The 7030-nt window shown below is 50.2% G+C and carries 9 protein-coding genes; 5 read left to right on the top strand and 4 right to left on the bottom strand.

Annotation, left to right across the window (positions count from 1 at the left end; genetic code table 11):
- Positions 1-364, top strand: a 364-nt coding sequence (locus ACLTD4_RS32300; protein WP_412331897.1) for an iron hydrogenase small subunit, incomplete at its 5' end; no start/stop codon positions are given.
- Between the two features lie 55 nt (positions 365-419).
- Here the strand turns inward: ACLTD4_RS32300 and ACLTD4_RS32295 are convergent.
- Positions 420-1334, bottom strand: a complete 915-nt coding sequence (locus ACLTD4_RS32295; protein ID WP_117620494.1) for a hypothetical protein — start codon at positions 1332-1334, stop codon at positions 420-422.
- 382 nt (positions 1335-1716) lie between these two features.
- Here ACLTD4_RS32295 and infC point away from each other — a divergent pair, with 382 nt between their 5' ends.
- Genes infC through rplT form a run of 3 tightly spaced genes read left to right on the top strand, consistent with a single transcriptional unit; the run spans position 1717 to position 2822 of the window.
- Positions 1717-2211, top strand: a complete 495-nt coding sequence (infC, locus tag ACLTD4_RS32290; protein ID WP_025531319.1) for a translation initiation factor IF-3 — start codon at positions 1717-1719, stop codon at positions 2209-2211.
- Positions 2212-2238: 27 nt separating this feature from the next.
- Entirely contained in the window at positions 2239-2436 is a 198-nt protein-coding gene (gene rpmI / locus ACLTD4_RS32285) for a 50S ribosomal protein L35 (protein ID WP_002603682.1), read from the top strand.
- Positions 2437-2465: 29 nt separating this feature from the next.
- A complete protein-coding gene (gene rplT, locus ACLTD4_RS32280) occupies positions 2466-2822 on the top strand; it encodes a 50S ribosomal protein L20 (RefSeq protein ID WP_002603683.1) in 357 nt (118 codons plus the stop codon).
- 118 nt (positions 2823-2940) lie between these two features.
- Here rplT and ACLTD4_RS32275 read toward each other — a convergent pair whose 3' ends face one another.
- Together ACLTD4_RS32275 and ACLTD4_RS32270 are read right to left on the bottom strand one after the other, a co-directional pair.
- Entirely contained in the window at positions 2941-3774 is an 834-nt protein-coding gene (locus ACLTD4_RS32275) for a DUF4397 domain-containing protein (RefSeq protein WP_055653052.1), read from the bottom strand.
- A 78-nt stretch (positions 3775-3852) separates the two neighbouring features.
- Entirely contained in the window at positions 3853-4791 is a 939-nt protein-coding gene (locus ACLTD4_RS32270; protein ID WP_117620495.1) for an AraC family transcriptional regulator, read from the bottom strand.
- A gap of 227 nt (positions 4792-5018) precedes the next feature.
- Between ACLTD4_RS32270 and ACLTD4_RS32265 the strand changes: the two genes are divergently transcribed.
- Positions 5019-6491 carry an alpha-L-fucosidase gene (locus tag ACLTD4_RS32265; RefSeq protein ID WP_117620496.1) on the top strand — a complete coding sequence of 491 codons (1473 nt, stop codon included), beginning with the start codon at positions 5019-5021 and terminating at the stop codon, positions 6489-6491.
- A 14-nt stretch (positions 6492-6505) separates the two neighbouring features.
- On the opposite strand, the gene ACLTD4_RS32260 is transcribed toward ACLTD4_RS32265, so the two are convergent.
- Positions 6506-7030 (bottom strand): helix-turn-helix transcriptional regulator (locus tag ACLTD4_RS32260; protein ID WP_412331896.1); only part of this gene is annotated, 525 nt, incomplete at its 5' end.

The following is a 7030-nucleotide window of genomic DNA, read 5'->3' as shown; positions in this document are numbered from 1 at the left end:
GTATAAGCATCTGGAAGGCGTGGAAGTGAAGGTGGCGGTAACCAGCGGACTGGAAGGCGCCTCCATGCTGATGAGAGAGGTGGCGGACGGCACCTCGCCGTACCATTTCATCGAGGTCATGGGATGTCCGGGCGGCTGCATCGCAGGCGGCGGCCAGCCGCGTCCGAAGGAGGACGATTTCCGGAAAAAACGTGCGGCGGCGCTTTACAGCGAGGACGAACACAAGCCTCTGCGCAAGTCCCACGAGAATCCGGATCTTATGAAGCTGTATGAGGAGTTCCTGGGAGAACCTGGCGGCCATCTGGCCCATAAGCTTTTGCATACCCACTACGTAAAACGCGGAAAATATAATGAATTAGTATAGAAAAAAGAATAGAAAAAAAGAAAGGTAAGATGAAAGAAGAATGGAGACGGATTCCTCAGGGAGCTGAGGCATCCGTCTCCATTGCTGTTATGCCTGTATTGTCTTCCGGCATAAGATCATAAGGGACGTAGGATATGGACTTGCGGCCCTCCTCCGGGAGGTTGTTATAGGATTCCAGCCAGGCGACCGTATCCTCGCTCAAATCCGATTGACGAAAGAAACGGCCTTCATATTCCAACGTTCCCTTTGCCAGAAACAGCGTGTAATGGTCGCCGTCCCTGACTGCCATGGCGCCATCCCAGAGGGAAATGTAGCCGTCGCCCTTGTTTCCGAAGTTGGACTGGCCATTTTCCGACGGGACCTTTAAGCTGTCAATGACGGAGGAAAAGCTGCCGTCTTCCGTTCCGCAGGTGGGGCTGGCAGTTCTGCCTGTGCCGATAAAAAGGGTATCTCTGGCATAGAACATGGGGGAGAGCGGCTCTTTTGCGATCTGTCCCATCTCCATCAGGGACGCCAGGGTATCGGGATCGACCGCGTCGCGTCTCCCCTTTCTGAGAAGCTCACAGCTATAGACGGTGGTCTGACCCGGCCACGTCTCCATAATGGGCCCGGCCTTCATGGAAACGGCGTCGCCGTTGTCCAGCGTGTCCAAAATGCTTCTGTCGCCGGAGGCATAGGTGAAGACGACGGGACCGTAGTTGTCAATGACCAGAATGCCGTCTCCGCTGGTGGATTTTAAAAATCGTCCGGTTCTGTCAGAAGCATCGGAAGGGACCTCCGCCGGGATGGAAGAGCTGCTTTCCTCTGCCGGACGGGGGGCAGATGGCGCTTGCGCGCTGGAGTCTGTTGTCATGAGCTCCACGGTGGCGTTCGGATCCTCCGACGGTTCCGGGCTGGCCTGGCGGCTGGAACAGGCGCTCAGCGCTGCGGTGAGAAGAATGGCGGAAAGCAGTACTGTTTTTTTATTCAAGATTGATTCCTCCTGTTTTTTTATGCGGTTCTGTGGTATCATATATTTGATATATTTACAATACCACAATCTTCCTTATTGTTCTTTACTTATTCCTTGCAAATTTCGTAAGTTTAAGAAAACGATAAAAAACACTTGACTTTTCTTCTGTCATATTGTAGACTATAACAAGTTGTGGAAACAACAGTCAGGAAAGTAGGTATCCGCCTCACCACGGCACGAGTAAGTGACCCTGGTTCATAGCCTTATTTACATAGGTATACTGTGTAGAGACTTTGATGGTGGGTAGCGTTTGTCTATCTACTTTTTTTATGCCCTGACGGGCAGTAATGTGAATTCCGACCAAACACACTATAGGAGGTGCACGACAATTAGCGATTTAATGATTAACGAACAAATTAGAGACAAGGAAGTTCGGTTGATTGGTGAAGATGGAGAACAGTTAGGGGTTATGCCTGCGAGAGATGCCTTACAGATGGCAAAAGACGCAGAACTGGACCTTGTAAAGATTGCTCCGACCGCAAAGCCACCGGTTTGTAAGATTATCGATTACGGTAAATACAGATACGAACTGGCAAGAAAAGAAAAAGAAGCTAAGAAGAAACAGAAGGTAATCGAAGTAAAGGAAGTTCGTTTATCTCCCAATATTGACACAAATGACTTAAGTACAAAGATGGGCGCCGCAAGGAAGTTCCTCGAAAAAGGAGATAAAGTTAAGGTAACCTTACGTTTCAGAGGTCGTGAGATGGCGCATATGTCAAAGTCAAGATATATTCTTGAGGATTTCGCAAAGGAATTAGCCGATATAGCGGTTATTGACAAGCCGTCCAAAGTGGAAGGAAGAAGCATGGTTATGTTTTTAACACCAAAACGTTAATAGAACATTATCAAGGAGGAAAATACAATGCCTAAATTAAAAACAAGCAGAGCAGCTGCAAAGCGTTTCAAAAAGACCGGTACAGGAAAGCTTGTAAGAAACAAAGCTTACAAATCTCACATCTTAACTAAGAAGTCTACAAAGAGAAAAAGAAATCTTAGAAAAGATATCGTTACAGACGCAACCAATGCAAAAGTAATGAAGAAGATTTTACCATATTTATAGGATCTTAAGTTAAGAAGGAGGAAAAACCGATGGCAAGAATTAAAGGCGGTATGAACGCTAAGAAGAGACATAACAGAGTGTTAAAGATGGCTAAAGGCTACAGAGGCGCTCGTTCCAAACAGTATAGAGTAGCAAAGCAGTCTGTAATGAGAGCATTAACCAGCTCCTATGCAGGCAGAAAAGAAAGAAAGAGACAGTTCAGACAGTTATGGATTGCACGTATCAACGCAGCAGCACGGATCAATGGCTTATCCTACAGCGTATTTATGCATGGATTAAAGTTAGCTGGTGTTGATTTAAACAGAAAAGTCCTGGCTGACATGGCTGTTAATGATGCAGAAGGCTTCGCCAAGTTAGCAGAACTCGCTAAGACGAAAGTGGCTTAATTGATGATAAATCTATCCCCTGTAAACGCGTGATAAGTGTTTACAGGGGATTTTTGTGTTTCGTCTGTATTTACCGTTCAGTTAATCCCCATTTACAACCGCCGGGCAGCCTTACAGATCAATTTCTCCGGTCTTCCACCAGCAGTGTCTGGATCGTATCGGGAGTTGGGCTCCAGTTCAATACGTAAAGGGTGTAGGTGCGTCCTGGACGCAGCGTGACGGTGGTGGAGACCAGCGTGTTCTGCGGCTGGGCGGAGCGGGCGACGTTTACCGTGTAGGTTCCGCTTCCCATAGAGCTGAAGCTGGCCGCCTGATTGAAGTTGGTCGAGTTAAAATAGACATTTCCGATGACCGTGTTCACCGGCCCGCTGTAGTAGGCCAGATTGCAGACCCTGAAGCATGCGTTTGCATTGGGCGTCGGACAGGTGGTGTCGGCAATCGATGTCAAATCCAGTCCGGTGGACGAATTGATTACTGCGATGGTGGCCATGCCGTCTCCGACATACATGGATTTCTGCACGTAGGTATAGCCGTTTCCGACTACGGAAAATCTGTGATAGCCCTGTGAGATATGCTGATACCTCGTCAGCTCAGGGAAATTTAAGTTGGAGTATACCGGACGGTTATCGATGTAGATGGTAAAGGCATTATAGCCGGTTGCCGCATTCAGGAACCGGATGCTTCCGCGCGCCCAGTGGTTGGTATTGCAGAACAGACAGGGCATCGGTGTCGGGAAGAACGGCGGGTAAAAAGGAGGATAAGCGGGGCCTTCCGGATAAGGGCGATCCGGGATAACGCCATCCGGGTATGGAGGCATAACGGAAAAATCAGGATCGATCTCCTCGTCAAATGGAGGGATTACGTTGCCATAGTCCGGTACTAAAAATCCCGGATCAATATCGTCATCATTTGCCTGTGTTGCGGAAAGAGGAAGCGTTTCAAATTGAGTCATAAGATATTTCCTTAATTAATGTCTTTATAATTAGTGTATTGTATTTTATCAAAGTAGTGACCCAATCTTGCGATTTTTCTAAAAAACATTTTCCGAAAGGGAGCGTGGACCTGCTTCGGAAGACGATTTTCTGCGAAATTCCCGGGCGCTCATGCCGGTATACGTTTTAAATGCATAGGAAAAGTGTTCGGAGGATGAGTAGCCGGTCATTTCTGCGATCTCACCGATCGGCAGTTCCGTTGTTTTCAGCAGAACAGAGGCAGCGCCGATGCGGGCTTCGGTCCGTTTTTTCAAAAAGGTGCTGTTGTAATACTGCCGGATCAGCCGCTCCGTCTGCCTGGGCGAGAGGTGGATCCGCCGGGCAAGCCGTTCCAGCGTGATGGTCCGGTATTCATTTAAAAACGCTTCCTCCACGATCAGAGACAGGCTGCTGTCCCCGGAAGCATCTTCAAAGCCGTTTTCAGGAACCGGATGATATGCCTCAGGCTCCAGATAATTGCGCGCGATACAGACGATCAGCTGTTGAAAGAGAGCGGAGAGAAACGGCCTGTATCCCGGCTTTTTCTGTTCCAGCTCCTGAAAAATCGTATCAAACAGGGGAAGAACCTGCTGGGTATCCTGCCCCATCCAGAAGGCCTGTTCCAAAAAAGGCGTCAGGAATGAGGCGCGCTTCGGGTCCTTTCGCCGGCAGGCGTGGGAGCTGCCGCACTCCGTTTTTTCGAAATCAGGGAATACGCGCAGATAGATGCAGGATTCCACCATGGGATCAGACGGATCGGGAATCTGCTCATGAAGGATGGAAGGCCCGGTGGTATAAAGGGTATTCTGTCCGACGCGCCGGGGGACGCCGTCTATCACCACGGTCCCGGAGCCGTGCCGGATATAATGAATCTCGTAACACCCTCTGCCGTGGGCGTGGGCGGGGATGGACTGTACCATTCTGCCGGTGGATACCATGGAGACCTGGAAGGAAACGTATTCTAATGGAAAGGTAAAATTCAAGCTGTTATCATGCATAAAATACCGCCTCCGTGCCGCGGAAATGAAGTTCTCTGTTCTTGTTATCAGACAGAACTATCATATCCCGTAAATAAAGGAAAGTCAAACATAAATATTCGAAAACACGACATATACCGGTAAAATACGTCAGCTCCTTCTCTTGGATTCCAGGCCACAATTCCGTATGATAGAGAGGAACAGGAGTGGCTGCGTTGTGCGGTGAACCGCGCACAGAAAGGAGAAGCATGTATCATTTACAACCGTATTTGGAGGAAATCGACAGGGTGATCGAACAGGGGCCCTACACGGATACGTGGGAATCGCTGTCGGCCTATGAGCCGCCGAAGTGGTACCGGGACGGTAAATTCGGTATTTTTATTCACTGGGGAATCTACAGTGTCCCAGCATTTGGAAATGAATGGTATTCCCGCAATATGTATATCCAGGGAACGAAGGAATATGAGCATCATACGGCGGTCTATGGAAAACACGAATCGTTCGGATATAAGGACTTTATTCCGCTGTTTACGGCGGACCGGTTTGATGCGGCTGCCTGGGCGGATTTGTTTACGGAGGCGGGGGCAGCCTACGTAGTGCCGGTGGCGGAGCACCACGATGGATTTATGATGTACCGCAGTGAGATTTCCCGCTGGAATGCATGGGAGATGGGGCCGAAGAGAGATGTTCTTGGAGAACTGACAAAGGAATGCCAAAAGAGGGGGATGGTAAACGGAGCGTCGTCCCATCGGGCGGAGCACTGGTTTTTCATGGGACACGGCAGAGAGTTCGACAGCGACATCAAGGAGCCGATGGAACGGGGGGATTTCTACTGGCCGGCCATGCCGGAGCCGGATCACCACGACATCTATGGAAAGCCGGAGCCGACAAAGGAGTACTTAAACGACTGGCTGGTCCGCACCTGCGAGATTATCGACCGGTATCAGCCGAAGGTCCTGTATTTCGACTGGTGGATTCAGCACAGCAGCTTCAAACCGTATTTGCGGAAGCTGGCGGCTTACTATTATAACCGCGGAGTCCAGTGGGGAGAAGCGGTGGTCATCAATTATAAGCATGACGCATTTCCGTTCGGGACAGCGGTTCCCGATGTGGAGAGAGGCCAGTTTGCCGATGTAAAGCCGTTTTTCTGGCAGACAGACACGGCCATTGCGTTAAATTCCTGGTGCTACACGGAAAACAACGAGTACCGCCCGGCGGCGGATATTATCTGCGACCTGATCGACATTGTCAGCAAAAACGGCTGTCTCTTGCTGAATGTGGGGCCGAAGGCAGACGGGACCATATCCCGGGAGGACAGAAACGTGCTCCTCGAAATCGGAAGATGGCTGAAGGTCAACGGCGAGGCGGTATACGGCAGCAGAGTCTGGAGAAAATACGGCGAAGGTCCCACAAAGGTGGAGGAGGGCCAGTTTACCGACAGAATCAGAAAGCATTTTACCCCGAGGGATTTCCGGTTTACGACGGCCAATGGTTACTTATACGCTGCCGTCCTGGCGTGCAGTGAAAGCGGGGAATACGTGATTGAATCCCTGGCGGAGCAGGACGCGTCGAAGCTGCCGAAATTCCATGGAATCATCCGCTCGGTCCAGGTCCTGGGGAGCCCAGAGCCGCCGGAGTGGAGCCGCGATGAGGCTGGGCTCCATATCCGGACGAAGGTGTCAGGCGGTTATCCGCTGGTATTTAAGATATCGGTGGATTGATGGGAAACCCTGCGCTACGGCTGGGAAAGAATCCTGTACTCGGAAGGAGATTTCCCCGTAATGGATTTAAACGCCTTGCTGAAATAATACTGATCGGAGTAACCGCAGAATTCCGCCACCTGGCGCACGGAAAAGTCGGAGTTGGCAAAGTATTCGCAGGCGTGGCGGATCCGCACGGAGGTCAGATATTCGATGGGCCTGGTTCCCGTGTATTTCTTGAACATGCGGCTGAAATAGGCCGGCGTCAGGGAAAATGCGGTGGCGATATCATTGATATTGATGTTGGCGGCGTAGTTTTTCTCGATGTATTCCTGAATATCCGCGGCCATTCTGGCGGAGTCGGACTGGCCGGAGGTGTTGCAGAGGGAGGCATTCTGCATGAGCTGCTCCACGAAAAACTTCAGGTAGGAGAAGAGATCCCCGTAGCTCTTGGAGTAGGTGATGTATTCGTCGATCTCCAAATCAAAGTCCACCGAGGTCTGCTCCGGAAAACAGTCTTTAAACAGCTTTTTTAAGCAGTAATCTACGGTGATCTGGGC

This window comes from Hungatella sp. (genome assembly GCF_046966825.1).
Note: the sequence above shows the minus strand (reverse complement) of the source record. Positions and strands in the feature narration are given on the sequence as shown.

What these genes read in the sequence shown, in the direction of transcription:
- rplT (WP_002603683.1), top strand. Translation starts at nt 2,466, where the DNA reads ATGGCAAGAATTAAAGGCGGTATGAACGCTAAGAAGAGACATAACAGA.
- ACLTD4_RS32265 (WP_117620496.1), top strand. Translation starts at nt 5,019, where the DNA reads ATGTATCATTTACAACCGTATTTGGAGGAAATCGACAGGGTGATCGAA.
- ACLTD4_RS32275 (WP_055653052.1), bottom strand. Translation starts at nt 3,774, where the DNA reads ATGACTCAATTTGAAACGCTTCCTCTTTCCGCAACACAGGCAAATGAT.
- ACLTD4_RS32270 (WP_117620495.1), bottom strand. Translation starts at nt 4,791, where the DNA reads ATGCATGATAACAGCTTGAATTTTACCTTTCCATTAGAATACGTTTCC.
- rpmI (WP_002603682.1), top strand. Translation starts at nt 2,239, where the DNA reads ATGCCTAAATTAAAAACAAGCAGAGCAGCTGCAAAGCGTTTCAAAAAG.
- infC (WP_025531319.1), top strand. Translation starts at nt 1,717, where the DNA reads ATGATTAACGAACAAATTAGAGACAAGGAAGTTCGGTTGATTGGTGAA.